Annotated in this window: 23 protein-coding genes; 10 read left to right on the top strand and 13 right to left on the bottom strand. The window is 72.9% G+C overall.

Going from position 1 to position 24,857, the window contains the following annotated elements; genetic code table 11:
- Positions 1–31 precede the first annotated feature (31 nt).
- Positions 32–1,258 (bottom strand): ammonium transporter, encoded by a 1,227-nt coding sequence (locus tag ABD249_RS07885; protein WP_344342383.1) that lies wholly within the window; start codon positions 1,256–1,258, stop codon positions 32–34.
- A gap of 163 nt (positions 1,259–1,421) precedes the next feature.
- Here ABD249_RS07885 and ABD249_RS07890 point away from each other — a divergent pair, with 163 nt between their 5' ends.
- Positions 1,422–2,618 (top strand): Na+/H+ antiporter NhaA, encoded by a 1,197-nt coding sequence (locus ABD249_RS07890; RefSeq protein WP_344342385.1) that lies wholly within the window; start codon positions 1,422–1,424, stop codon positions 2,616–2,618.
- A gap of 39 nt (positions 2,619–2,657) precedes the next feature.
- Here ABD249_RS07890 and zapE read toward each other — a convergent pair whose 3' ends face one another.
- On the bottom strand, positions 2,658–3,662 hold the full coding sequence (gene zapE / locus ABD249_RS07895) for a cell division protein ZapE (protein WP_344342387.1): 1,005 nt from the start codon (positions 3,660–3,662) through the stop codon (positions 2,658–2,660).
- A gap of 126 nt (positions 3,663–3,788) precedes the next feature.
- Here zapE and ABD249_RS07900 point away from each other — a divergent pair, with 126 nt between their 5' ends.
- Together ABD249_RS07900 and ABD249_RS07905 are read left to right on the top strand one after the other, a co-directional pair.
- Complete coding sequence (locus ABD249_RS07900; protein ID WP_344342389.1) at positions 3,789–4,688, top strand: sulfurtransferase; 900 nt, start codon at positions 3,789–3,791, stop codon at positions 4,686–4,688.
- On the top strand, positions 4,685–5,113 hold the full coding sequence (locus ABD249_RS07905; protein WP_344342391.1) for a SufE family protein: 429 nt from the start codon (positions 4,685–4,687) through the stop codon (positions 5,111–5,113). The genes ABD249_RS07900 and ABD249_RS07905 overlap by 4 nt, the downstream gene beginning before the upstream one ends.
- A gap of 7 nt (positions 5,114–5,120) precedes the next feature.
- On the opposite strand, the gene ABD249_RS07910 is transcribed toward ABD249_RS07905, so the two are convergent.
- Entirely contained in the window at positions 5,121–6,260 is a 1,140-nt protein-coding gene (locus ABD249_RS07910) for an alpha/beta hydrolase family protein (protein WP_344342393.1), read from the bottom strand.
- Positions 6,261–6,282: 22 nt separating this feature from the next.
- On the opposite strand from ABD249_RS07910, the gene ABD249_RS07915 reads away from it, so the two are divergent.
- The 5 genes from ABD249_RS07915 to ABD249_RS07935 all read left to right on the top strand — a co-directional run bounded on the left by ABD249_RS07915 (position 6,283) and on the right by ABD249_RS07935 (position 13,067).
- Positions 6,283–6,873 carry a DUF3000 domain-containing protein gene (locus tag ABD249_RS07915; RefSeq protein WP_344342395.1) on the top strand — a complete coding sequence of 197 codons (591 nt, stop codon included), beginning with the start codon at positions 6,283–6,285 and terminating at the stop codon, positions 6,871–6,873.
- A complete protein-coding gene (locus ABD249_RS07920) occupies positions 6,870–8,123 on the top strand; it encodes an HRDC domain-containing protein (protein ID WP_344342397.1) in 1,254 nt (417 codons plus the stop codon). The genes ABD249_RS07915 and ABD249_RS07920 overlap by 4 nt, the downstream gene beginning before the upstream one ends.
- Positions 8,124–8,196: 73 nt before the next feature.
- Positions 8,197–9,408 carry a thiolase family protein gene (locus tag ABD249_RS07925; RefSeq protein ID WP_425546296.1) on the top strand — a complete coding sequence of 404 codons (1,212 nt, stop codon included), beginning with the start codon at positions 8,197–8,199 and terminating at the stop codon, positions 9,406–9,408.
- A gap of 2 nt (positions 9,409–9,410) precedes the next feature.
- Entirely contained in the window at positions 9,411–11,546 is a 2,136-nt protein-coding gene (locus tag ABD249_RS07930; protein WP_344342555.1) for a 3-hydroxyacyl-CoA dehydrogenase NAD-binding domain-containing protein, read from the top strand.
- Positions 11,547–13,067, top strand: coding sequence for a DUF7059 domain-containing protein (locus ABD249_RS07935; protein ID WP_344342399.1), 1,521 nt, complete (start codon positions 11,547–11,549; stop codon positions 13,065–13,067). It begins immediately after the preceding gene.
- Between the two features lie 5 nt (positions 13,068–13,072).
- Here the strand turns inward: ABD249_RS07935 and ABD249_RS07940 are convergent, their stop codons facing one another.
- The 8 genes from ABD249_RS07940 to dut all read right to left on the bottom strand — a co-directional run bounded on the left by ABD249_RS07940 (position 13,073) and on the right by dut (position 21,690).
- Complete coding sequence (locus ABD249_RS07940; protein WP_344342401.1) at positions 13,073–13,918, bottom strand: ADP-dependent NAD(P)H-hydrate dehydratase; 846 nt, start codon at positions 13,916–13,918, stop codon at positions 13,073–13,075.
- A 9-nt stretch (positions 13,919–13,927) separates the two neighbouring features.
- Positions 13,928–14,227 carry a hypothetical protein gene (locus ABD249_RS07945; RefSeq protein ID WP_344342403.1) on the bottom strand — a complete coding sequence of 100 codons (300 nt, stop codon included), beginning with the start codon at positions 14,225–14,227 and terminating at the stop codon, positions 13,928–13,930.
- Complete coding sequence (locus ABD249_RS07950; RefSeq protein ID WP_344342405.1) at positions 14,224–15,582, bottom strand: TFIIB-type zinc ribbon-containing protein; 1,359 nt, start codon at positions 15,580–15,582, stop codon at positions 14,224–14,226. The genes ABD249_RS07945 and ABD249_RS07950 overlap by 4 nt, the downstream gene beginning before the upstream one ends.
- A 21-nt stretch (positions 15,583–15,603) precedes the next feature.
- A complete protein-coding gene (locus ABD249_RS07955) occupies positions 15,604–16,803 on the bottom strand; it encodes an SPFH domain-containing protein (RefSeq protein ID WP_344342407.1) in 1,200 nt (399 codons plus the stop codon).
- Between the two features lie 109 nt (positions 16,804–16,912).
- Positions 16,913–19,771 carry an aconitate hydratase gene (locus tag ABD249_RS07960; RefSeq protein ID WP_344342408.1) on the bottom strand — a complete coding sequence of 953 codons (2,859 nt, stop codon included), beginning with the start codon at positions 19,769–19,771 and terminating at the stop codon, positions 16,913–16,915.
- 125 nt (positions 19,772–19,896) lie between these two features.
- Positions 19,897–20,667: a DUF3159 domain-containing protein gene (locus ABD249_RS07965; RefSeq protein WP_344342409.1), complete on the bottom strand. Its 771-nt coding sequence runs from the start codon at positions 20,665–20,667 to the stop codon at positions 19,897–19,899.
- On the bottom strand, positions 20,664–21,251 hold the full coding sequence (locus ABD249_RS07970) for a DUF3710 domain-containing protein (RefSeq protein WP_344342410.1): 588 nt from the start codon (positions 21,249–21,251) through the stop codon (positions 20,664–20,666). The genes ABD249_RS07965 and ABD249_RS07970 overlap by 4 nt, the downstream gene beginning before the upstream one ends.
- Positions 21,244–21,690 (bottom strand): dUTP diphosphatase, encoded by a 447-nt coding sequence (gene dut, locus ABD249_RS07975; protein ID WP_344342412.1) that lies wholly within the window; start codon positions 21,688–21,690, stop codon positions 21,244–21,246. Before dut ends, ABD249_RS07970 begins: the two co-directional genes overlap by 8 nt.
- Before the next feature lie 31 nt (positions 21,691–21,721).
- On the opposite strand from dut, the gene ABD249_RS07980 reads away from it, so the two are divergent.
- The gene (locus ABD249_RS07980) at positions 21,722–22,159 is read left to right on the top strand and encodes a DUF3093 domain-containing protein (RefSeq protein ID WP_344342414.1); all 438 of its coding nucleotides are present in this window, start codon (positions 21,722–21,724) and stop codon (positions 22,157–22,159) included.
- Positions 22,160–22,181: 22 nt separating this feature from the next.
- Here ABD249_RS07980 and ABD249_RS07985 read toward each other — a convergent pair whose 3' ends face one another.
- The gene (locus tag ABD249_RS07985) at positions 22,182–22,472 is read right to left on the bottom strand and encodes a DUF4193 domain-containing protein (protein WP_344342416.1); all 291 of its coding nucleotides are present in this window, start codon (positions 22,470–22,472) and stop codon (positions 22,182–22,184) included.
- A gap of 163 nt (positions 22,473–22,635) precedes the next feature.
- Between ABD249_RS07985 and sepH the strand changes: the two genes are divergently transcribed.
- The gene (gene sepH, locus ABD249_RS07990; protein ID WP_344342417.1) at positions 22,636–23,724 is read left to right on the top strand and encodes a septation protein SepH; all 1,089 of its coding nucleotides are present in this window, start codon (positions 22,636–22,638) and stop codon (positions 23,722–23,724) included.
- Between the two features lie 29 nt (positions 23,725–23,753).
- On the opposite strand, the gene ABD249_RS07995 is transcribed toward sepH, so the two are convergent.
- Complete coding sequence (locus ABD249_RS07995) at positions 23,754–24,848, bottom strand: alkaline phosphatase family protein (RefSeq protein WP_344342419.1); 1,095 nt, start codon at positions 24,846–24,848, stop codon at positions 23,754–23,756.
- Positions 24,849–24,857 lie beyond the last annotated feature (9 nt).

Raw genomic sequence — 24,857 nt, forward strand, 5'->3', positions numbered from 1 at the left:
GGATCCGGGCCCCTCGATCGTCGAGTCGAGATCAGACCTTCTCGATCTCGTAGGCGTAGGCCTCCTCGCCGTGGACGATCGTGTCCACCCCGGCGAGCTCGTCCTCGTTCTTCACGCGGAAGCCGATGGTCTTCTCGATGACGAAGCCGATGACGAAGGCGACGACGAACGCGTAGATCATGGCGCCGAAGGCCGCGATCAGCTGCACGACGAGCTGGCCGCCGCCACCACCGAGGAGCAGGCCGGTGTCGGTGGCGAAGAAGCCGAGGTAGATCGTGCCGATGAGGCCGCCGACGAGGTGGATGCCCACGACGTCGAGGGAGTCGTCGAAGCCGAGCTTGAACTTCAGCTCGATCGCGAGGGCGCACACCGCTCCGGCGACGACGCCGAGCACGAGCGCCCAGCCGGGCGTGAGGTTGGCGCATGCGGGGGTGATCGCGACGAGCCCGGCGACGGCGCCGGAGGCGGCGCCCACGGCGGTGGGCTTGCCGTCCTTCAGCTTCTCGACGACGAGCCAGGCGAGCACGGCTGCAGCGGTCGCGCCGATCGTGTTGATCGTGATGAGGCCGGCGTTGCCCATCTCGTTCAGCCACTCCGCGCCCACGTTGAAGCCGAACCAGCCGAACCACAGGATGGCGGCGCCCAGGAGCACGAAGGGCACGTTGTGCGGCTTGTGCGAGCCCTTGGCGAAGCCGACGCGCTTGCCGAGGACGAAGGCGAGGGCGAGCGCGGCGGCGCCGGCGTTGATGTGCACCGCGGTGCCGCCCGCGTAGTCGATGACGCCCGGCAGGCCCATGAGGTCGCCGAGGCTGTAGATCCAGCCGCCGCCCCAGACCCATGCCGCGAGCGGGAAGTAGCCGAGCGTGGCGAAGACGCCCGCGAAGATCATCCAGGCGCCGAACTTCGCGCGGTCGGCGATCGCACCCGAGATGAGGGCGACCGTGATGATCGCGAAGGTCGAGCCGTAGGCGACGCCGATGAAGTCGGTGTTCGCGGTCTCGCCGGCTGCGAGGCCCGAGAGGCCGAAGTCGCTGAAGGGGTTGCCCGCGAACGCGAAGGGGCTGTCGACGGCCGACATGTTGAAGCCGTAGAGGATCCACAGCACGCCGATGAGGCCGATCGAGCCGAACGACATCATCATCATGCTGATGACGCTCTTCGAGCGGACGAGGCCGCCGTAGAAGAAGGCGAGGCCGGGGGTCATGAGCAGCACGAGGGCTGTCGCTGCGACGCCGAAGGCGATGCTTCCTGCATCCATGGAAAGGCTCCTTGGGGGTGTTCCGGTCAGGGACTGGTGCCAGCCTGAGCGAACGTCATTTCATCCGGCTGCGTCCGTCGTTTCGTGCAGGTAACGAAACGCGGCCAGGTGTTGCGGGGATGTTTCGCACCGTGCGCGGCGCGGGCGCTGCTTGGATGGACGGGTGACATGGATCCGCAACGCCCAGGTCTCCGCCGCGATCCTGCTCGTCGCGGCCGTCGTTGGGCTCGTCGTCGCCAACACGCCGCTCGGCCCGGCGCTCGAGGCGCTCAAGGGTTGGCATCCGACGCCGTTCGGGGGCGTCGACCTCTCGGCGGCGCACTGGGTGACCGACGGCCTGCTCGCGGTCTTCTTCCTCGTCGCCGCGATCGAGCTGCGCTACGAGCTCACGCAGGGCGAGCTCGCCGACCGCCGTCGGGCGCTCGTGCCCGCGATCGCCGCCGTCGGCGGCGTGGCCGCACCCGCGCTCGTGTTCGTCGCGCTCGTGCCCGGCGATCTCGCCGCGGGGTGGCCCATCCCCACCGCGACCGACATCGCCTTCGCGCTGGGCGTGCTCGCGATCTGCGGACGTCGCCTGCCCGTCGCCGTGCGCGCGCTGCTGCTCGCGCTCGCCGTCATCGACGACCTCATCGCCATCGCCCTCATCGCCATCCTCTTCACGAGCAGCCTGCAGGCGTGGGCGCTCGCGGCCGCGGGGGCGATGGTCGTCGTGGTGTGGGCGCTCGGTCGCGCGTACCGCTCGCGGCGCGGCAGCTGGCCGCTGCGCATCGCGATCGTCGCGGCGTGCCTCGCGCTGTGGTGGCTCGTGCTGCAGTCGGGCGTGCACGCGACGATCGCGGGCGTCGCGGCGGGGCTCGTGCTCGCGCCCGCGCCCGCCGAGTCGGCGAGGCACCGGCTCGAGCCGTTCGTGAACGGCATCGTGCTGCCGCTGTTCGCGTTCGTCGCCGCGAGCGTCGCCATCCCGCAGGTGCCGCTGGGCGAGCTGAGCCCCGTCTTCCTCGCGATCGCCGTCGCGCTGCCGCTCGGCAAGCTCGTCGGCATCACGGCCGCCGGCTGGCTCGCGCAGGTGGCGCTGCGCACGCCGCGCGCCGAGCGCCTCTCGCTCGGCGACCTCGTGACGGTGGCGCTGCTGGGCGGCATCGGCTTCACGGTCGCGCTGCTCATGAACGAGCTCGCGCATCGCCGCACCGAGGAGCTGCTCGTCGACGGCACGCTCGGCGTGCTCGTCGGCTCGCTCGTGGCGATCGTGCTCGGCGGCACGGTCGCGGCGGTCCGCAGCGCGCGGCTCGCGCCCGTCGACGCCGCGGCGAGGTCGGCCGCGGACGCCGACGAGGATCGCCGTCGCACCGACGGCGAGTGAGTCGGCGAGTGAGCGCCCGCAGGCGCTCGCGGCGAGCGGCTAGGCCTGCCCCGTCGTGAGCGCGATGAGCCTCGACATCGCGCGCAGGTACTTCTTCCGGTAGCCGCCGCCGAGCATCTCCTCGGAGAAGACGTGGTTCAGCGGCGTCCCCGACGCGACGATCTGCACCTGGGCGTCGTAGAGGCGGTCGACGAGCGCGACGAGACGCAGCGCCTCGCTCTGGTCGGTGAGCGTGCGCACGCCGCGCCAGCCGACGGCGTCGAGGTCGGCGACGAGGTCGACGTAGCGCGAGGGGTGCACGCTCGAGAGGTGCGCGACGAGCGTGTCGAAGTCGTCGAGCGCCACGGCGTCGCCGCGCTCGGCGAGCGCCGACTCGACCGCGTCGTCCTCGACGACGGGCGCCTCCCCCGACACGTCGCGCTGGCGGTAGTCGTCGCCGTCGATGCGGAGGATCTCGAAGCGATCCGAGATGGCCTGGATCTCGCGGAGGAAGTCCTTCGCGGCGAAGCGTCCGTCGCCGAGGGCGTTCGGCGGCGTGTTGCTCGTCGCCGCGAGCTTCGTGCCGCCCTCGACGAGCTCGCCCAGCAGGCGCGTCATGACCATCGTGTCGCCCGGGTCGTCGAGCTCGAACTCGTCGATGCACACGATGGACGCGCCCGAGAGCGCGCGCACGGCCTCCTTGTAGCCGAGGGCGCCCACGAGCGCCGTGTACTCGATGAAGGTGCCGAAGTGCTTGACGCCGGGCATCGTCTTCCACAGCGCCGCGAGCAGGTGCGTCTTGCCGACGCCGAACCCGCCGTCGAGGTAGATGCCGGGCTTCACCTGCGGCGCCTTGCGGAAGAGCCCCTTGCGGCCGCCACCGCGCCAGACGCCCGCGAGCTCCTGCATGCGGTCGACCGCGTGCGCCTGCGAGGGATGCGCGTCGTCGGTGACGTACGACTCGAACGTCGCCGTCTCGAACTGCCGCGGCGGCGTCAGGTGCGCGACGATGCGGGCGGCGTCGGTCGTCGGCTTGCGGTCTGCGATGCGCGTGAGCGTGGGCACGGGGCTCCGGTGCGGGATCGAGCGCCGCCCGATGGACGGACGGCTGCGTGGAAGAATCGGCGTGATCGCCGCGTTCCAGCGTAGACGAGCGGCCGCAGGCACCCTGCGGCCGGATGAGGAGCCGCAATGACCCAGTCGCACGAGCCCGAGCCGCGGTTCGCCGAGTACGCCCACCCCGAGCGCCTCGTGTCGACGGCGTGGCTCGCCGAGCACCGTGGCGACCCCGGGATCGTCGTGGTCGAGTCCGACGAGGACGTGCTGCTCTACGAGACCGGCCACATCCCCGGTGCCGTGAAGCTCGACTGGCACACCGACCTCAACGACCCCGTGACGCGCGACTACCTCGGCCCGGAGGCGTTCGCCGAGCTCATGCGCACCAAGGGCATCGGACGCGACGACACGATCGTGCTCTACGGCGACAAGTCGAACTGGTGGGCGACGTACGCGCTGTGGGTGCTCGCGCTCTACGGCCACCACGACACCCGCATCCTCGACGGCGGGCGCGACCTGTGGATCGCCGAGGGCCGCGAGCTCACGCGCGAGCGCACGGAGCGTCCCGCCACCGACTACCCCGTCGTCGAGCGCGACGACTCGACGCTGCGCGCGTTCCGCGACGACGTGCTCGCCCACATCGGCAAGCCGATGATCGACGTGCGCAGCCCGCAGGAGTACTCGGGCGAGCGCACGACGGCACCCGCCTACCCGGAGGAGGGCGCGCTGCGCGCCGGCCACATCCCCACGGCGGCGAACGTGCCGTGGAGCGAGGCGGTCCGCGAGGACGGCACCTTCCGCCCGCGCGCCGAGCTCGAGGCCATCTACCGCGACCGCGCCGGCATCGGCGAGGCCGACGACGTCGTCGCCTACTGCCGCATCGGCGAGCGCTCGAGCCACACGTGGTTCGTGCTCGCGCACCTGCTCGGCTATCCGCGCGTGCGCAACTACGACGGCTCGTGGACCGAGTGGGGCTCCCTCGTGCGCGTGCCGATCGTGGTGGGCGTCGAGCCGGGCGAGGTGCCCGCCCGATGACGCTCACGCCCACGCTGCGGGAGTTCGTCGAGGACTTCGGCGCGATCGGCGAGCAGGACCGGCTCATGCTCCTGCTCGACCACGCCGACGCGCTGCCCGACCTGCCCGAGCGCTACGCCGAGCATCCCGACCTGCTCGAGCGCGTGCTCGAGTGCCAGTCCCCCGTCTTCCTCTTCGTCGAGGTCGACGACGGCGTGGTGCACGTGCACGCGACCGCGCCGGCGGAGGCGCCGACCACCCGCGGGTTCGCGTCCATCCTCGTGCGCGGCCTCGACGGCGCGACGGTCGACGAGGCGCTCGCGGTGCCCGCCGACCTCTCGTCGATGCTCGGGCTCGAGCGCGCCGTGTCCCCGCTGCGCCTGCGCGGCATGTCGGGCATGCTCGGCCGCATCCAGCGCCAGGTCCGCGAGCGCTCGGCGGCCTAGCGACTCGCTAGCGCGGGCCGATGCCCGTGCGGTCGAGCCAGCCGTGCACGATCTCGCGGTACCGCGGCTCGTCGAGGTTCCACAGCTTGCAGTGCTTGGCGCCGTGCCACTCGTGGTACTCGACGATGTCCGGGCGGGCGTCGGCGAGCGCGCGGGAGGCGTCGGGCGGCACGAAGCCGTCGTCGGCCGAGTGCTGCAGCAGGATCGGCACGGCGTACGAGTCGGCGTAGGCGACGCCGTCGAGCTCGCGGAAGTCCAGCGCGTCGCCGCCCGCCAGGCGTGCGGCGGGCGACTCGAGCAGCGCCGTCGCCGTGTGCACGAATGCGACGGGCACGCGGGCGAGACGCGTGTGGAAGAGCAGGGTCGGCCCCCACGAGACGACGGGCGAGTCGAGCAGGATGCCCGCGATCCGGCGGCGATGGCGCGAGCGGCGCGCGAGCTGCAGCACGACCTGGCCGCCCATCGACCACCCCATGAGCAGGATGCGCTCGGCGCCCGCTGCGACGGCGACGTCGATCGCGGCGTCCACGTCGCGCCACTCGTCGAGGCCGAGCCGGTAGGTGCCGTCGGCCGATCGCGGCGCCTCCCCGTCGTTGCGGTACGCGACGCACATCGACGGGATGCCGCGCTCGGCGAGGATCGGCACGGCGCGCAGCGGCTCGCGTCGGTTCACGCCGCGACCGTGCACCTGGATGCACCACGTCGTCGCCGACTCGTCGCCGATGATCCACGCCGGGGCGGGGCCGAGCTCCGTGTCGACGATGACCGAGCGGAACGGCAGGCCGAGGTCGCGCGGTCGGTAGAGGTGGTAGCCCGAGAAGCGCGCGCTCGCGCGGCCGCCGATGCGCACGCGCGCCTTGCCGGTGACCGTGCGCGTCACCGTGGTCTCGTCCTCGGCGACGATCTCGCCGATGCGCACGAGCCGGTCGCCGATCCACAGGGCGTAGCGGCCGGGCAGCTCGGTGTCCGGCGTGCGCAGCAGGCGGATGCCCTCGGCGTCGATAGACACGATCTCGACGTCGTCGCGGTGCCGCGGCGGGGTGATGAGCGTGCGTGCCAGCACGGTCGAGAGCGCTGCGACGGTGGCGGCGCCCGCGGCGAGGCCGACGGCGGCGAGGGCTGCGGCGCGCCTCGCTGGTCTGCTCACGGCGTCAGCCTAGTCTTTCGACGTGGACACAGGCTCGGAGTCGGCCGAGGCGCCGGCGATCTTCCTCGCCGCCGTCGAGCGGATGCGTTCCGCCGACACGCGCGGCGAGCTCACGGTGCGAGAGATCCCCGCCCCCGGTCGCATCGCGCCGTGGTCGTACGCGGTCGCCGCCGACGTCGGCTCGCCCGAGCACGGCCGCGACAGCGAGCGCGGCACCGGCCGCTTCATCCTCATGCACGACCCCGAGGAGCCCGAGGCCTGGGGCGGCGCCTTCCGCGTCGTGTCCTTCACGCAGGCGACGCAGGATCTCGACATCGCGCCGGATCCCATGCTGCCCGAGGTGACGTGGTCGTGGCTGCTCGAGGCGCTCGAGCAGCGCGACGCCGGCTACCACGCCGCATCCGGCACCGCGACGCGCGTGCTGTCGACCGGCTTCGGCGAGCTCGCCGAGCAGGGCGAGGGCGCGCAGCTCGAGCTGCGCGCGTCGTGGACGCCGACCGATCACGCCATCGAGCGGCACCTCGCCGCGTGGTGCGACCTCGTGTGCGCCGTCGCGGGCATGCCGCTGCAGCCGGGCACCATCAGCCTCGACGCGCACAGGCTGCCGCGATGACCGACGCGACCGCGGCCGACGCGCCGCAGCCCGAGCTCGTCGACGCCGTCCCCGTCGGCCCGCTGGACGTCGTCGTCGACGACGAGGGCCTGCGCGCCGCGATCGCGCGGCTGCTCGCCGGCACCGGTCCCATCGGGGTCGACGCCGAGCGGGCGAACGGCTTCCGCTACTCGTCGCGCGCCTACCTCGTGCAGCTGTACCGACGAGGATCGGGCACCGTGCTGCTCGATCCGCTCGGCATCACGGCATGGTCGGAGCTGCAGGACGCCATCGGCGGCGAGGAGTGGGTGCTCCACGCCGCGTCGCAGGACCTGCCGTGCCTGCGCGAGCTCGGCCTCGAGCCCGCGACGCTCTTCGACACCGAGCTCGGCGCGCGCCTCGCCGGCTACGAGCGCGTCGGCCTCGCCGCCGTGGTCGAGCGGCTCCTCGGCATCCGGCTCATGAAGGAGCACGCGGCGTCGGACTGGTCGCGCCGGCCCATCGAGCCCGCGCTGCTCGCCTACGCGGCGCTCGACGTCGAGCTCATCGTCGACCTGCGCGACGCCATGGCCGCCGACCTCGAGGCGCAGGGCAAGGCGGAGATCGCGCGACAGGAGTTCGAGGCCGCGCGCACGCGGCTGCCGAAGCCTCCCGCCGCCGAGCCGTGGCGACGCCTCTCGGGCCTGCACCAGGTGAAGGATCGCCGGACCCTCGCGATCGCGCGAGCGCTCTGGGAGGCCAGGGACGCCTACGCGCGCGAGATCGACGGCGCTCCCGGACGGCTGATCGGCGACGCCGCGCTCATGGCGGCCGCGACGAGCGGCGCGCGCACGAAGGCGCAGCTCGCGGCGACGAGCGGCTTCCACGGACGCGCCTCTCGGTCGCAGCTCGACCGCTGGCTGGCCGCCCTCGAGGCCGGCCGTGCCGCAGAGGACCTCCCCGTGCTGCGCACGCCCGCCGACGGCCCTCCCCCTCCCCGGTTCTGGAGGCAGAAGCGTCCGGTGGCGGCGACGCGGCTCCAGCGCGCCCGGGCCGCGGTGCAGGCGATCGCCGACGAGCTGTCGATGCCGAACGAGCAGCTGCTCACGCCCGACACGCTGCGCAGGCTGACGTGGGATCACGGCGCGGAGCCCTCGGTCGAGGCCGTGCGGAACGGGCTCGCCGCCCTCGGTGCTCGCCCCTGGCAGATTGACGCGACTGCACAACGGATCACCCTCGCCTTTGTAGATGCAGACCAAACGCCGGACGAGCCGTCCGACGTCGACTCGTAGGGAATCCGCAAGCGCCTCCCCCGTCCCGGGCGTCCTGCCTAGGCTCGTGGTGCACCCAGACGTGCATCCACCCATGCAGGAGGCTTCAGTGGCACACGACGTCGTGTTCGTCGATGGCGTCCGCACCCCGTTCGGGCGTGCGGGAGAGAAGGGCATGTACTGGCGGACGCGGGCCGACGACCTCGCCGTGAAGGCGCTCGTCGGGCTCCTCGAGCGCAACCCGTCGCTGCCCACCGAGCGGATCGACGAGGTCGCGATCGCCGCGACCACGCAGACCGGCGACCAGGGCCTGACCCTCGGACGCACCGTGGGCATGCTCGCGGGCCTGCCGAAGTCCGTCCCCGGCTACGCGCTCGATCGCATGTGCGCCGGCGCCATGACGGCCGTGACCGCCGTCGCGGGCGGCATCGCGCTCGGCGCCTACGACGTCGCGGTCGCCGGCGGCGTCGAGCACATGGGCAGGCATCCCATGGGCCTCGACGCCGACCCGAACCCGCGCTTCGTCTCGGAGCGCATGGTCTCGGGCGACGCCCTGAACATGGGCAAGACCGCCGAGCGCATCCACGACCGCTTCCCGCACCTCACGAAGGAGCGTGCGGACCGCTACGCGATGCGCAGCCAGGAGAAGTACGCCGCGGCGCTCGCCGCCGGCGACATCGAGCCGGATCTCGTGCCCGTCGCGCTGCAGACGCCCGAGGGCTGGGGGCTCGCGACCGCCGACGAGGCGCCGCGGCCCGAGACGACGCTCGAGGGCCTCAGCACCCTCAAGACGCCGTTCCGCGAGCACGGCCGCGTGACCGCCGGCAACGCGTCCGGCCTCAACGACGGCGCGACGATGTCGCTCGTCGCCTCGTCCGAGGCCGCGAAGGAGCTCGGGCTCACGAGCAAGATGCGCCTGGTCTCCTTCGGCTTCGCCGGGGTCGACCCGGAGATCATGGGCATCGGCCCGGTGCCGAGCACCGAGAAGGCGCTGCGCAAGGCGGGCATGTCGATCGACGACATCGGCCTGTTCGAGCTCAACGAGGCCTTCGCCGTGCAGGTGCTGGCGTTCACCGACCACTTCGGCATCGAGGACGACGACCCGCGCGTCAACCCGTACGGCGGCGCCATCGCCATCGGCCACCCGCTCGCATCGAGCGGCGTGCGGCTCATGGTGCAGCTCGCCCGCCAGTTCGAGCAGCACCCCGAGGTCCGCTACGGCCTCACGGCGATGTGCGTCGGCCTCGGCCAGGGCGGCACCGTCATCTGGGAGAACCCCGGCTACACCGGAAGGAAGCGCAAGTGAGCATCGCAGACGAGTTCCCGCGCCTGGCGGCGACCGAGTTCGACGAGGTCGTCACGCACTCGTACGTCCGTGACGTGACGCTGCCGTCCGGCCGCATCCTCGCGCTCGTGACCCTCGACAACGGCCGCGACCACACCCGGCCGACGACGCTCGGGCCCGCGACGCTCTTCGAGCTCGGCGACGTGCTCGAGACGCAGCGCGGCCGTGCGGCCGCCGGCCTCGTCCACGCCATCGCGGTGACGGGGAAGCCCTACTTCCTCGCCGCCGGCGCCGACCTGTCGAACGTCGGCCTGCTGCCGGACCGCGAGACGGGCGCCGAGCTCGGCAGGCTCGGGCACCGTGCGCTCGGCCTCCTGCACGACGCGGGCGTGCCGACGTTCGTGTTCATCAACGGCCTCGCGCTCGGCGGCGGGCTCGAGATCGGCCTGAACGCCGACTACCGCACCATCAACCAGGCGGCACCCGCCGTCGCGCTGCCCGAGGTCTTCCTCGGCCTCATCCCCGGCTGGGGCGGCGCCTGGCTGCTGCCCAACCTCATCGGCATCGAGAACGCCCTCAAGGTCGTCATCGAGAACCCGCTGAAGCAGAACCGCGTGCTCAAGGCCGAGCAGGTGCTCGAGCTCGGCATCGCCGACGCCATGTTCGGTCCCGCCTCGTTCCTCGAGCAGTCGCTCGCCTGGGCGGACGGCGTGCTGGGCGGCACGAAGGTCGATCGTCCGAACGTGCCCGGGCGCCTCGAGCGTGCCGTGAAGTGGGACGTCGCGATCGGGATCGCGCGCAAGAGCCTCGAGTCGAGGATCGGCACGGTCGCCCTCGCCCCCTACAAGGCGCTCGAGCTGCTGCAGGGCGCACGCAAGGCCACGCGCGCCGAGGGATTCGCCGCCGAGGACGCCGCGCTCACCGAGCTCATCGCATCCGACCAGTTCCACGCGTCGATCTACGCGTTCGACCTCGTGCAGAAGCGGGCCAAGCGCCCCGCCGGTGCACCCGACAGGGAGCTCGCACGCCCCGTGTCGAAGGTCGGCATCATCGGCGCAGGCCTCATGGCGAGCCAGTTCGCCCTGCTGTTCCTGCGACGCCTGCAGGTGCCCGTCGTCATCACCGACCTCGACCAGGGTCGCGTCGATCGCGCGCTCGCGGGCATCCGCGACGAGATCGCGGCGCTGCAGGAGAAGGGCCGCCTCGACGGCGACACCGCCAACCGGCTCTCGGGCCTGCTGTCGGGCACGGTCGACAAGGCCGACTTCGCCGACTGCGACTGGGTCATCGAGGCCGTGTTCGAGGAGCTCGGCGTCAAGCAGCAGGTGTTCGCCGAGGTCGAGCCGCACCTGAGCCCCGACGCGATCCTCGCGACGAACACGTCGAGCCTCTCGGTCGAGCAGATCGGCGCGCGCCTCGCGCACCCCGAGCGACTCGTGGGCTTCCACTTCTTCAACCCCGTCGCGGTCATGCCGCTCATCGAGGTCGTGCGCGCGCCCGCCACCGACGAGGCGAGCATCGCGACGGCGATGCGCGTCGCGAAGGATCTGCGGAAGACGGCGGTCATCACCCGCGACACCCCCGGATTCGTCGTGAACCGCGTGCTCGCGAAGCTCCTCGGCGAGGCCATGCACGCCGTCGAGCAGGGCACGCCCTTCGAGACGGTCGTCGCGGCGCAGCAGCCGTTCGGCCTCCCGATGGACCCGTTCGTCCTGCTCGACCTCGTCGGCCTCACGGTCGGCGCGCACGTGCTCGACACGCACCACGCGGCCTTCCCCGACCGGTTCTTCGAGTCGAAGGCGCTGCACGAGCTCGCCGAGGCCGGCGTGCTGCTCGAGAAGGATCGCAAGGGCGAGGCGAAGGGCATCGACAAGCGAGCCGTCGCGATCGTGCGTCGGCACACGCCGAAGGGCGCGACCCCGTACACGGCCGTGCAGCTGCGCGAGCGGCTCGAGGTCGGCCTCGCCGACGAGATCCACCGGATGCTCGAGGACGACGTGGTCGTCGGCCCGCAGGACATCGACCTGTGCATGATCCTCGGCGCCGGCTGGCCGTTCCAGATGGGCGGCATCACGCCCTACCTCGATCGCGTCGACGCCTCCGAGCGCGCGTTCGGCGGCGCCTTCCACGAGCCGCGCATCGCAGGGCCGTCCGCCTAGGTGGATCGCGCGCTCGTCGACGCCCTCGCCCACGACCTGGCCACCGCCGGGTACGCGGGCGAGGGCGTCGCCGCGCGCATCGGCGTCGACGCCGCCGACGCGCTCGGCCGCATGGTCGCGAGCCCGGCCCGCCGTGCGCTCGGCGTCGACCGCGACGCGCTCGCGACCCTCGTGCGCCTCCTGTGGCTCGGCGACCGGGTGCCCGTCGAGGATGCGGAGCGAGCGCTGGGCACGGCGCACGTCGCCGGTGCCGCGGCGCTCGGCATCGTGGAGACGGCCGGCGACGACGTCGTGCCGCGCATCGCCGTGCGTCCGCACGCGTTCCGCGACGCGCTCGGATCGGGCTCGTGGTGGATCGCGAGCGACCTCGACGAGCTCTCCGGCGTCCATCCACTGCGCCCGGACCACGTGCTCGGCGTCGGCGGCGCCGCTCGCACCCTCGCCGCGATCCTCCCGCCCGTGCGCGCGGGCAGCGCGCTCGACCTCGGCTCCGGGTGCGGCATCGTCTCCCTGCACCTCGCGCGCATCGCCGACCGCGTCGTCGCGACGGACCTGTCGGAGCGCGCCCTCGCCATGACGCGCCTCACGTGCGCGCTGAACGGCGTCGACCACGTCGAGACGCGCGCGGGCGATCTCTGGGCGCCGGTCGACGGCGAGCGGTTCGACCTCATCGCGTCGAACCCCCCGTTCGTCGTCACGCCGCGCAGCGACGGCGTGCCGACGTACGAGTACCGCGACGGCGGGCGCACGGGCGACGCGCTCATGCAGGAGGTCGTCGAGGGCCTCGGCGCGCACCTTCGCCCAGGGGGCGCCGCACGGCTGCTGGGCAACTGGGAGTCGGGCTCGGCCGGGACGGGCCTCGACCGCGTGCGCTCCTGGGTCGTGGCGAGCGACGTCGACGGCTGGGTGCTCGAGCGCGAGACGCTCGACGTCGTGCGCTACGCGGAGCTGTGGCTGCGCGACGGCGGCACGCGCCCGGGCGACGTGGACCACGCACCGATGCTCACGGCCTGGCTCGACGACTTCGCCGAGCGCGGCGTCCACGGCATCGGCCTCGGCTGGGTCGCCGTCGAGGCACGCTCGGGCGTTCCCGCGCCGCGCGTGCGCGTCGAGCACGTCGCGCAGCCCATCGCGCTCGAGCACGCCGGCGCGCACCTGCAGGCGTCGCTCGACGTGCAGGCGCGCCTGGCCACCCTGTCCGACGACGCGCTGCGCGCGACGCACCTCGTCACGCAGCCCGACGTCACCGAGGTGCGCCACCTGCGCCCGGGGGCGACGGGGCCGAGCGTCATCGAGCTCGTGCAGGGCGGCGCGCTCGGACGGACGACGTCCGTCGACACGGCCGTCGCCGCCCTCGTGGGCGCATGCGACGGCGAGCTGTCGATCGGCGCGATCCTCGACGCCATCGCGTCGCTGCTCGACGCCGACGCGGAGGCGCTGTCCGCCGGCGCGCTGCCCGCGGTGCGGGAGCTGTGGATCCAGGGCGTGCTCGTCGAGGCGGACGAGCAGCCCTCGCGCTGACGCGCTCAGGCCAGGAGGCCCGCCACCACGTCGGCGACCTGCTCGGCGACCTCGAGCGCCACGAGCGGCCCGCCGCCGGAGGCGCGCTCCCCTGCGGCGCCATGGATCCAGGCGGCCGTCGCGCCGAGGTCGACGACGATCCCCGCGTCGCGCGCGATGGCGTCGGCGTGCGCGGCGAGCATCGCACCCGCGACGCCTGCGAGCACGTCGCCAGTCCCCGCCGTCGCGAGCCAGTGCGTCGGCGCCGCCACGAGGACGACGCGCGCACCGTCCGTCACGAGGGTCCGCGCTCCCTTCAGCAGGACGGTGGCACCCGTCCGCGTCGCGGCGAGCCGAGCCCATCGTTCGGGGTCGGCCTCGACGTCCCCACGCGTCAGGCCGTCCTCGCCGAGCGAGGCGAGCAGCGCGCGCAGCTCGCCGGCATGGGGCGTGAGCAGCCGCGCACCGTCGCCCGTGCCCGCGAGGTCGAGCGCTCCCGCGTCGACGACGGCGGGCACGCCCTCGTCGAGCGCCTCCTGCAGCACGGCGGCGAGCGCGTCGGACCGTCCTGCGGGATCCGTGCCCGAGCCGAGCACCCACGCCTGCACGCGGCCGGCCTGCACGACGGTCTCCGGACGACGGGCGAGCACGAGGTCGCCGACCCGGCGCGGCCCGACGTGGCGCACCATGCCGGCGCCTGCACGGTGCGCCGCCTCGACACCGAGCACGGCGGCGCCCGGGTAGTCGTGCGAGCCGGTGACGAGCCCGACGACGCCGCGGGCGTACTTGTCGTCCGTCGCCGCCGGCGCGCGCATCCACGCGCGTGCCTCGGCCCTCGTCCAGTGCTCCATGGGCGCTCCCCCTCGGCTCACGCGCCCACGCTACGGGACGCGACGCACGCGCTGCCGCGGCTGATCGATGACGTCGCCCTCGATGCGCCTGCGCCGCGTGCCCCGCACCTCGTCGACCTTCGCGTCGTCGCCGCGCACCGGTCCGGGCGCGATGCGCGTCTCCTGCTCGAAGACGTGCGTCTTGTCCTGGTTGCGGTAGCGGCGGTAGATCGTCGTGTAGATGGCGATGCCGGTGGCCGGACCCGCAGCCAGCAGCGCGAAGAGGAATCCCTCGCCGTCGGAGGACGCGACGACGGCCGCGACGGCGACGAGCGCGTCGGCGTGCATCACCGGCCCCACGACAGCACCCCGAGCGCCACGAGCGGCAGCACGATCGCCTCGACGAGGGCTCCGACGCCGATGGCGACGGCGAGCAGCCGCCCCTTCGCGAGCGGGATGCTGCCCATCGTCTCCCCCGTGCGCCCGTTCACGGCGACGTAGTGCACCATCCCGACGCCACCCTCGACGTGATGGTACGAGTAGAGCCACACCGGCAGGTACATCGCGACCCACCGGGTGCCGTGGACGTCGAGCGCCTCCGTCTCCCAGCGGACGCCCCGGTCGTACGCACCGAGCGAGGCCCGGACCTGCGAGCGCCCGATCGACAGGAGCTGGTCCTCAAGCCGCGGATGCATCGCCTGCACGTCCTGGTCGCGGCGCTCCGACGTGAAGCCCGCGAGGTAGGCGGCGTTCCACGTCACGGCGTTCTTCGTGTCGAACGGGAGGATCGAGTTCACGATGTTGTTCGTCGACCGGTGCACGTCGAGGTTCGAGCGCTGCGCCGACGACTCGAACGTCAGGTCGTCGACCGTCACGTCCACCGCTCGACGCACGCGCACGACGTCGGCGTCGTAGTACGTCCTGCGGTTGCTCTTCGTGCCCCGCGTGTACCGCCGCGTCTCGACCTCGCCGACGCCCTCGAGACGCGTCGAGATCTGCGCGTCGACCACCATGTACGGCAGGTAGACCCCGACGACGTTCTCGGGCTGGAACTCGGCCTTGAACCGCGCGTGCGCGAAGGTGCGGCGGGCGTGCGCGAAGGCGCGGATGCGCTCGACGGCCTCGGCGTGCGGGAGCGCGAACGGCAGCACGGCGTCCGGCACGGCGCCGTTGGGGATCTGCCGGTTGACGTCGAGCCGCTGCCTGCACCAGTGGCATCGCGCGCTCATCGCGTCGTCCGTGTCGATGACGACCTCGGCGCCGCAGCCGGCGCACTCGATGGTGAGCGACGTGTCGACCGCCGCGTCGATGTCCTGCGCGCCCGAGGCCACGAGCGTGCCCCGCAGGTCGCGGATGCCCTCGCCGAGGCCGAGCCGCTCCTCCACGCGCGCCTCGGACCACTCGTTGCGGCAGTAGCCGCAGCGCAGCAGGCCGCCCTCGACCTTCAGGCGGATGTCGGTCGACCCGCAGCGCGGACAACGGTTGATGCCGTCCTGCAGCCGCGCGTTCTGCGTCCGCGGCCCAGCGGGCGGCACCGCGAGCTCGACGGGCGGCTCGCCGGGCCCGGGCGCGCGCTGCCGGTCCTCGGGCCGCGGCGGCGGCAGGGGTCGCCGCGGCACCACCGGCACGGCGCGCGCGTCGGGCGCGGCCGCGCCGCCTCCCGCGCCCTCGGGAGGCGGTGGCGCCTGCGGTGGCGGCATCGTCATGCGGTCGACCGTGGCGTCGAGCTAGAGCCCGAGCGCCTTCGCCTTCGCTGCCTCGTAGTCCTCGGGGGTGATGAGGCCCGCATCGAGCATCGCCTTCGCGCGCGTGAGGACCGCCATCGGGTCCTCCGCTGCCGAGCCGCCCTGCGCGGCGGGCGCGGGAGCCTGCTGCGGCGGCGCCTGCTGCTGCGGCGCCTGCTGCACAGGCTGCTGCAGCCCGCCGAGGCCCGTCGTGCCCGCCGCCATCCCCATGCCGAGGATGCCGGTCGTGCCCTGCTGCTCGCCGGCGGACTCGAAGCCCGCAGCGACCGAGGCCTGGAGGTTCGCGTTGCCGCGCTGACCGCTCAGCGCGTCGGCGCGCTGCACGTTGCGCAGCAGCTCGCGCGTCTGCGCGTCGTACTCGATCGCGACGATCGCCGTCTTCACGATCGCGATGCCACGGTCCGTCGTCCAGCGGTAGCCCTGCTCGACGGCGGCGGAGAGGCTCTGCGCGAAGCCGACGGAGTCCTGCTGGATGCGCGTGATGCGATTGCCCTTGGCGGGATCGTTCGTGTACATCGAGAACGCGGGCGCGAGCGAGGCGACGACCTCGTTGAAGAGCTGCGCCGCCGCGTCGTTGTCGAGGTCCGCGAAGTCGAACACGACGCCGGGCCGCAGGTAGGAGGCCGGCACGAACGCCTTGACGAAGAGGATCGGGTCGACGATGCGGAGCGTGTACGTGCCGCGCGTCACGGCGCCGACCTGCGTGTTCAGGTACGCGTCGTCCCAGTAGATCTCGGACTGCGTGCCGAAGCGGTTGTTCGGCAGCTCCTTGAGGCTGACGAAGAACGCCTGCTGCTGCGCCGCGGGACGGCCGCCGAGCTTGAAGCGCTCCCACGACGTGCGCACGAGCGAGCCGACGACGTCGTCGCCCGCGAACACCGACTGCGACTCCTGCGCGTCGCTGCGCCACTCGTACCCGCCGGGGACGGAGGCGAAGCCCGTGATGGCACCCTCCTGCATGAGGACGAGGCCGTAGCCCTCGGGCACGACGATGCGCGAGCCGTTCGTGATGACGCCGTCCGACCCGCTCGTGTTCGAGCCGCGCCCGGCGTTCTGGCCGCGCGGCACCGCCGCGAAGAGGGCCGCGGTGTCCGGCAGGCCGTCCGGGACGGTGAGGAAGTCCTTCCACTGGTCGGCGAGCACGCCGCCCGCCGCGTCGATCGCTGCCCTGAAGAGGCCCATGTCGTCTCCCTCGCCTGCGCGGCGGACGCCGCTCGCGCTCGATGCTACGACGCGCGGACCCCCGCAGGCTGAGAGCCTGCGGGGGTCCGGGATGCGAGTGCGGTGCGGGTCAGACCAGCGAGCGCAGCACGTACTGCAGGATGCCGCCGTTGCGGTAGTAGTCCGCCTCGCCGGGGGTGTCGATGCGCACGAGCGCCTCGAACTCGATGGTCTCCTTGCCGGGTGCCGAGTGCTCGCTCGGCGCAGCGGTCACGGTGACCGTCTTCGGCGTCGTGCCCTCGTTCAGCTGCTCGAGCCCCGTGATCGAGACGACCTCGGTGCCGTCGAGGCCGAGCGACTCCCACGACTCGCCCGCCGGGAACTGCAGCGGGACGACGCCCATGCCGATGAGGTTCGAGCGGTGGATGCGCTCGAACGACTCGGTGATGACGGCCTTGACGCCGAGCAGGCGCGTGCCCTTCGCGGCCCAGTCGCGGCTCGAGCCCGAGCCGTACTCCTTGCCGCCGAAGACGACGAGCGGGGTGTCCTGCTCGGCGTACGACTGGCATGCGTCGTAGATGAACGACCTCGGGCCCTCGGGCTGCGTGAAGTCGCGCGTGTAGCCGCCCTCGATCGCCGTGCCGTCGTTGACGCTCGCCGTGAGCTGGTTGCGCAGGCGGATGTTCGCGAACGTGCCGCGGATCATGACCTCATGGTTGCCGCGGCGCGAGCCGTAGGAGTTGAAGTCGCGCTGGCCGACGCCGTGCTCGGTGAGGTACTGCGCGGCGGGGGTGCCCGCCTTGATGTTGCCGGCCGGGCTGATGTGGTCCGTCGTCACCGAGTCGCCGAGCGTCGCCATGACGCGCGCACCGTGGATGTCGGCGACGGGCGTGAGCTCCATCGTCATGCCGTCGAAGTACGGCGCCTTGCGCACGTACGTCGAGTCGGCGTCCCACTCGAAGATGGGGCCCTCGGGCGTCGGCAGGCTCCGCCAGCGCTCGTCGCCGTCGAAGACGGTGGCGTACTGCGTGATGAACTGCTCGCGGGAGATCGACGAGTCGACGATCTCCTGCACCTCCTCCGTCGACGGCCAGATGTCCTTGAGGAACACCTCCGCGCCGTCCTGGTCGGTGCCGAGCGCGTCGGTCTCGAAGTCGAAGTGCATCGAGCCGGCGAGCGCGTACGCGACGACGAGCGGCGGCGACGCGAGGTAGTTCATCTTCACGTCGGGGCTGATGCGGCCCTCGAAGTTGCGGTTGCCCGAGAGCACGGCCGTCACGGCGAGGTCGTGCTCGTTGATGGCCTCCGAGACCTCCTCGATCAGCGGTCCGGAGTTGCCGATGCAGATCGTGCAGCCGTAGCCGACCGTGTAGAAGCCGAGGTGCTCGAGGTCGTGGTTCAGGCCCGACTTCTCGTAGTAGTCGGTGACGACCTTCGAGCCCGGGCCGAGCGTCGTCTTCACCCAGGGCTTGCTCGTCAGGCCGCGGTCGCGCGCCTTGCGGGCGAGGAGGCCCGCGGCGATCATGACCGACGGGTTCGACGTGTTCGTGCACGACGTGATGGCGGCGAGCGTCACGGCGCCGTGGTCGAGCACGTACTCGCGACCGTCGGGCGTCGTGACGTTGGCGGGCGTCGAGGCGCCCTCGAACGAGCCGCTCTGCAGCACGGCGACCTTCGCGGCGTGCTCGTGCTGCTCGTGCTCCTCGCCGGGCACGCTGCCCGGGTCGGATGCGGGGAAGGAGTCCATCGAGGCGATGTCGGCCGCGTCGTCGGTCGTCGCCGTGCCGGACGGGCTCGCGACGTAGTTGAGGATGTCGCGCTCGAACTGGCCCTTCGACTCCGAGAGGAGGATGCGGTCCTGCGGGCGCTTCGGGCCGGCGATCGACGGCACGACCGTCGACAGGTCGAGCTCCATGAACTCGCTGAAGCGCAGCTCGCGCGACGGGTCGTGCCACAGCTTCTGCTGCTTCGCGTACGCCTCGACGAGGGCGACGGTCTGCTCGTCGCGCCCCGTGAGGCGCAGGTAGTCGAGCGTGACGTCGTCGATGGGGAACATCGCGGCCGTCGAGCCGAACTCGGGGCTCATGTTGCCGATGGTCGCGCGGTTCGCGAGCGGCACGGAGGCGACGCCCTCGCCGTAGAACTCGACGAACTTGCCGACGACGCCGTGCTGGCGCAGCATGTCGGTGATCGTGAGCACGACGTCCGTCGCGGTGACGCCCGCGGGGATGTCGCCCGTGAGACGGAAGCCGACGACGCGCGGGATGAGCATCGAGACCGACTGGCCGAGCATGGCCGCCTCGGCCTCGATGCCGCCGACGCCCCAGCCGAGCACGCCGAGGCCGTTGACCATCGTCGTGTGCGAGTCGGTGCCGACGCACGTGTCGGGGTAGGCGCGCAGGACGCCGTCGACCGTGCGGTCGTAGACGACCTTCGCCAGGTGCTCGATGTTGACCTGGTGCACGATGCCGGTGCCGGGCGGGACGACCTTGAAGTCGTCGAACGCCGTCTGGCCCCAGCGGAGGAACTGGTAGCGCTCGCCGTTGCGCTCGTACTCGATCTCGACGTTGCGCTCGAGCGCGTTGTCGGAGCCGAAGAGGTCGGCGATGACCGAGTGGTCGATGACCATCTCGGCGGGCGAGAGCGGGTTGATGCGAGCGGGGTCGCCGCCGAGCTCGGTCACGGCCTCGCGCATGGTGGCGAGGTCGACGATGCACGGCACGCCCGTGAAGTCCTGCATGACCACGCGCGCGGGCGTGAACTGGATCTCGGTGTCGGGGTCGGCCTCTGCCTTCCACGCACCGAGGGCCTCGATCTGCGCGCGGGTGACGTTGGCGCCGTCCTCCGTGCGCAGGAGGTTCTCGAGCAGGACCTTGAGGCTGAAGGGCAGCGACTCGTGCCCCTCGACCGCATCGATCCTGAAGATCTCGTAGTCCTGGCCGCCCACCTCGAGGGTGCTGCGGGCTCCGAAGCTGTCGACTGCCGACACGGTGACTCCCCACACGATCGTCTTGACGCTGTGCGCGTCCGAGCATAGCCGCGGGCTGGGCGCCCCGGCCGAAAGTATCTTGACGTCAAGACAGTCTACGCCGATCGCGCGGCGCGGGCACCCCGTCAGGCGGACGCTGGCGTGTCGCGCTGCTCGAGGGGCTCGGGCACGGCGCGAACCATGAGCCACGTGATCCACAGCGCGGCGCCGTAGAGGGGCACGCCCATGAGCAGCTTCGTCGTCGCGAGGGCCTGCGTCGCGTCCGAGAGGTAGAGCGGCACCTGCACGGCGAGCCGCGCGCCCAGCACGCAGATCCACAGGATCGTCGCGCGCACGGCGACGGCCTTCCGTGCCGGCTCGGTGCGCCACGCGTACGGCGTGCCGGTGAGCCCGCCGGCGAGGAGGCCCACGAGCGGCCGGCGCACGACGAGCGAGATCACGAGGGCGACGACGCCCACCGTGTTGACGATGAAGCCCCAGAGGAAGTTGTCGGCGGCGTTGCCCGTGAAGATGGCGACGGCTGCGGAGATGCCGACTCCGATGAGGCCCGCGAAGGCCAGGAGCGGCTGCCCCTTCGTCACGACGCGCAGCAGCACGGCGAGGATCGACACCCCGAGCGGCACGAGCACCGAGAGCCAGACGTCCTGCGTCACCGTGTAGAGGACGAGGAAGAGGATGCCGGGCAGCAGCGACTCGACGATGCCGCGCACGCCGCCCATCGCCTGCAGGATCGCCGAGCCCGACGGACGCTCGCCCGGCGCGATGTGCCCGAGCCGCGACGAGCGGATGGCGTTGGCGATCGCGTCGTCCGCGCGGTCGCGCTCGTCGCCGTCGGCAGCGGCCGTCGTCGCGTCGCGCTCGACGGGCTCCTCGCCGGGTCGCTGCTCGCTCGTCATGCGGGCTTCGGGGCGTGGAGCGGGATGAGCTCGCGCGGCGGCATGGGCAGGTCGCCACGGCACACGACGGTCGAGCGGTAGATCTCGACGAGGTCGGCCATCGCCGCGTCGTCGCTCGCCGCGGCGCCACCGACGATGCCCTGCAGCATCCAGCGCGGACCGTCGACGCCGACGATGCGCACGGAGCGCTGCTGGCCGTCGGGGCCGGGCTGCAGCGTGCAACGGAGCTCGGGCCCGAGCAGGGCCTCCTCCTCCGCGACCGTCGCGCCCTGGCGCTGCAGCTGCGCGGACACGACGGCGCGAACGCCGCCCCAGATGCCCTCGGAGCGGGGTGCCGCGAACGGCTGGAGCTGCACGGTCGACCCCGCGTGCTCGAGCGTCACCGCGACGACGCGCTTGGACGCCTCCTCGACCTCGAGGCGCATCTGCAGCCCCTGCCTGGGCACGATGCGCAGGCCGCCGAGGTCGATGTACGGGCGCACGGGTGCCTCGGACTCGTCGAGCGGTCCGGCCTCCGCGCGGTCGGCGGGAGCGCTCTTCTCGAACGACTCCTCCTCGACCTGGTCGTCGATCTCGTCAGGCATGCGTCTCCCTCGTCCGTCCGAATCCGCTCGAGCCGAAGCCGCCCTCGCCGCGGTCGGAGCCCGGGAGCTCGTCGACCTGCACGAAGCGCGCGCGCTCGATGCGCTGCACGATCACCTGGGCGATGCGGTCGCCGACGGCGATCGCGTGTGGCTCGGCACCCATGTTGTGCAGGATGACCCGCACCTCGCCGCGGTAGCCCGCGTCGATCGTGCCCGGCGCGTTCACGATCGTGATGCCGTGCTTCGCCGCGAGGCCGCTGCGCGGCACGACGAACGCGACGTGACCGGCGGGCAGCGCGATGCGCACGCCCGTGCCCACGACCGCTCGCTCCCCCGGCTGCAGCGTGAGCGCCTCCGCGGCGTGCAGGTCCGCACCCGCATCGCCCGGATGCGCGTAGGTCGGCACGTCGCCGACGATGAGCACCTCGACCTCGTCCACGGGAGCCAAGGCTAGCGGGCAGGATGGAGGGGTGCGTCACCGTGAGCGTCTCCTGCCCCCGATCTGGCTCTTCGCCGTGTGCCTGCTCGTCGTCCCCGCGGCGGTGCTGGTGTTCCTGCCGATCGATCCCGTGTGGGGGTGGATCGTCGCGATCGTCCTCTACCTCGGCATCGCCGGCGGGCTCGTCGTCGCCGCGCCCGTCGTCGAGGTCGACGGGACGACGCTGCACGCGGGGCGCGCGCGCATCCCGCTCGAGGCGCTCGGCGAGGCCGTCGCGCTCGACGCGCGGCAGTCGTACGTCACGCTCCACGCCGAGTGGGACGCACGGGCCTACCACTCCACGGTGCCGTGGACGCGGCGCCTCGTCCGGGTGCCCGTCGTCGACGGGTCGGATCCGACGACCGCGTGGGTCGTGTCGACGCGACGGCCCGAGGCGCTCGTCGCGGCGATCCGCGACGCTCGCGCCTAGCGAGCGCCGCCGGGGTGCGTGCCTAGGAGGCGCACTCCTTGCAGATGGGGCCGAGCTTCGTCTCGTGGTCGAACTGCAGGCGGTGCTTCACGAGGAAGCAGCTGACGCACGTGAACTCGTCCTCCTGGGCGGGCAGCACGATGGTCTCGAGCTCGACGTCCGAGAGGTCTGCCGCCGACAGGTCGAAGCTGCCGGGGTTGTCGGCGTCGTCGTCCGTCGCCGTCTGCGCCTTGGCGGGGACGCGCTCCTTCAGGGCCTCGATCGACTCGGAGTCGTCGTCGGTCTTGCGAGGTGCGTCGTAGTCGGTTGCCATTGCGTGCTCAGCGTTCCTTCGGCGTGGATTCAGGGGGAGTCGGCGCACAGTCTGCACGTTCGATCCGACGATTGCAACTCGCGGCACGCCACGGTCATTCCCGCCCTCGATCGACCCGCGATGCGATGCTGGCAGCGACCATCCGAACCGGGACGTGAGGCGCATGGACAAGCTCAGTGTGATCGGGGTCGAGGACGACCTGCTCGTCGTGGAGACCGCCGACGGCGCACGCTTCGCGATCGACGTCGCGGCGCTGCCCGAGCTGCCGAGGGCGAAGGCCCAGACGTCGCAGCGCAAGGCCTCGCCGCGCGAGATCCAGACGGCGCTGCGCGCCGGCAAGACGGCCGAGGAGGTCGCGAGCGAGACGGGCGAGGTGCTCGAGTTCGTGCGCCGCTTCGAGGGTCCCGTCGTCGCCGAGCGCGACCACGTGCTCGACCAGGCGCTGCAGGTCGCCGTCGCCTCGGGCGACATCGACCCGCTCGCGAAGGAGTCGACGTTCGGCGACGCCCTCGAGGGCAGGCTGCGCGACATCGGCGCGAGCGACGAGTCCTGGTTCGCCTGGCGCGAGGGCGCGGGCGCCTGGGTCGTGCGGCTGCGCTTCCACGCGCAGGGCATCGACCACGTCGCGACGTGGACGTTCGAGCCGCGCAAGGCGGCGCTCACGCCGCGCGACAAGGAGGCCACCGCCCTCAGCCAGCGCGGCGACGCCTCGACCGTGCTCATGCCGCGCCTGCGCGCCGTCGACCAGCAGCAGCAGGCCGACGCCGAGCCCGCGGTCGCCGAGACGCCGCAGCAGGCGAGGACGCAGCCCCAGCCGCGCGTCGACGGCGAGCGCTTCGACTCCGGCGCCTTCCACGTCGGCGAGCAGCGGCCCTCCAAGCCCGTGACGCCGAACCCCGTGCTGCGCGATGCCGCCCAGGGCCAGCCGGCCGCGGTCGTCGAGGCCGCCGTGTCGACGGCTCGACCGGCGCAGGCGCCCAACCACACCGCCGACCTGCTCGAGGCCCTGCGCCGTCGCCGCGGCGAGCGCGAGGCCGCCCTGCAGCAGGCCGAGACCGGCACGGTGCCGGATCTGCCCCGCTCGCAGGAGCCGCTCTTCGAGTCGGAGGAGCCCGCCGCCGCCGACGAGCAGCCCGGCGTGCATCACACGAGCCCGCTGTCGGGCGGCCGTGCCAAGCGCGGCGGCCGGCAGTCGATGCCGAGCTGGGACGAGATCGTCTTCGGCGCACGGCACGACGACGATCCCGCCTGAGGCGGGCGCGGTCCGGCCTCCTGCGGGGGCTAGGAGGCCGCGTACGCCCCGAGGCGGACGAGCGGCACGCGCAGCTCCTCCGGCGTGAGCGAGCCGTGCTGGCCGACCATGCCCCGCGCGGGGTCGTCCTCGCGCAGGTAGAGGGCGCCGGTGCCGCGCATCGCGACCACGAGGTCGCCGATGCGCGGCAGCACCGCGTCGTCGACGACGCCGAGCCAGCCCGACGCGACGAGCTCGTCGCGCGTGGCGATCCAGGCGAGGTCGCCGAGCGCGGCGCGCCACGCCTCGACCGTCGACGCCCAGCCGCTCCAGGTCGGGTCGCGGTGCAGCTGCAGGCAGCGCGGCTCCCCCGCGACGTGCGCGACGCCCTCGAGGAGCGACGGCGGCACGACGACGTGGCGATGCTCGGGCACGTCGACCATGCCGTGGTCGGCGGTGACGAGGATGCCCGTGCCGGCCGGCACGCGGTCGACGAGGCGGGCGACGGCCCCGTCGAGCCGCTCGAGCGCGTCGATCCACGCGTCGGACTGCCAGCCCCGGTCGTGCCCGATGCGATCGAGGTCGGGCACGTAGCAGCTCACGATGCCGTCGCCGGCGTGCGTCGCCTCGATCGCGGCGTCGACGCGATCGTCGATCGAGCGCGCGGCGACGTAGCGCGCGCCCCGCAGCGTCGCGCGCGTGAAGCCCGAGTCGGCGTAGCGCGCCTCGTTGACGACGACGCTCGGCACGTCGGCGAGCAGCGGCGCGCTGCGCTGCCACGTCTCGGGATCCATGTCGCGACCCCAGTCGCGCAGCTGGTTGCGCACGCCGACGCCCGGCACGAGGGCGTCGTAGCCGACGATGCCGTGGGTGCCGGGAGCCGTGCCCGTGTAGAGGGACGTGAGGGCCGCGGCGGTCGTGGTCGGGAATCCCGAGACGATGCCCTTGCGCGGGCCGGCGACGAGCGTGCGCGCATGCCCCGCGCGCGCGTTGAGGTTCGCGACCCCGAGCCCGTCGACGACCACGAGGACGGTGCGGCGTGCGCGCGGCAGGCCGAGGGGGTTCTGCGCACCCCGCGTCGCGAGGATCTGCGACGGCAGCACGTCGGCGAGGCGCACGCCGGCAGGGCTGGGCGCAGGTAGCATTCGGACAGC

The sequence above is a fragment of the Agrococcus versicolor genome (assembly GCF_039531815.1).
Taxonomy (GTDB): Bacteria; Actinomycetota; Actinomycetes; order Actinomycetales; family Microbacteriaceae; genus Agrococcus; species Agrococcus versicolor.

What these genes read in the sequence shown, in the direction of transcription:
- ABD249_RS07920 (WP_344342397.1), top strand. Translation starts at nt 6,870, where the DNA reads ATGACCGACGCGACCGCGGCCGACGCGCCGCAGCCCGAGCTCGTCGAC.
- ABD249_RS07965 (WP_344342409.1), bottom strand. Translation starts at nt 20,667, where the DNA reads ATGACGAGCGAGCAGCGACCCGGCGAGGAGCCCGTCGAGCGCGACGCG.
- ABD249_RS07985 (WP_344342416.1), bottom strand. Translation starts at nt 22,472, where the DNA reads ATGGCAACCGACTACGACGCACCTCGCAAGACCGACGACGACTCCGAG.
- ABD249_RS07885 (WP_344342383.1), bottom strand. Translation starts at nt 1,258, where the DNA reads ATGGATGCAGGAAGCATCGCCTTCGGCGTCGCAGCGACAGCCCTCGTG.
- ABD249_RS07970 (WP_344342410.1), bottom strand. Translation starts at nt 21,251, where the DNA reads ATGCCTGACGAGATCGACGACCAGGTCGAGGAGGAGTCGTTCGAGAAG.
- ABD249_RS07955 (WP_344342407.1), bottom strand. Translation starts at nt 16,803, where the DNA reads ATGGGCCTCTTCAGGGCAGCGATCGACGCGGCGGGCGGCGTGCTCGCC.
- ABD249_RS07950 (WP_344342405.1), bottom strand. Translation starts at nt 15,582, where the DNA reads ATGACGATGCCGCCACCGCAGGCGCCACCGCCTCCCGAGGGCGCGGGA.
- sepH (WP_344342417.1), top strand. Translation starts at nt 22,636, where the DNA reads ATGGACAAGCTCAGTGTGATCGGGGTCGAGGACGACCTGCTCGTCGTG.
- ABD249_RS07925 (WP_425546296.1), top strand. Translation starts at nt 8,197, where the DNA reads ATGCAGGAGGCTTCAGTGGCACACGACGTCGTGTTCGTCGATGGCGTC.
- ABD249_RS07900 (WP_344342389.1), top strand. Translation starts at nt 3,789, where the DNA reads ATGACCCAGTCGCACGAGCCCGAGCCGCGGTTCGCCGAGTACGCCCAC.
- ABD249_RS07995 (WP_344342419.1), bottom strand. Translation starts at nt 24,848, where the DNA reads ATGCTACCTGCGCCCAGCCCTGCCGGCGTGCGCCTCGCCGACGTGCTG.
- ABD249_RS07905 (WP_344342391.1), top strand. Translation starts at nt 4,685, where the DNA reads ATGACGCTCACGCCCACGCTGCGGGAGTTCGTCGAGGACTTCGGCGCG.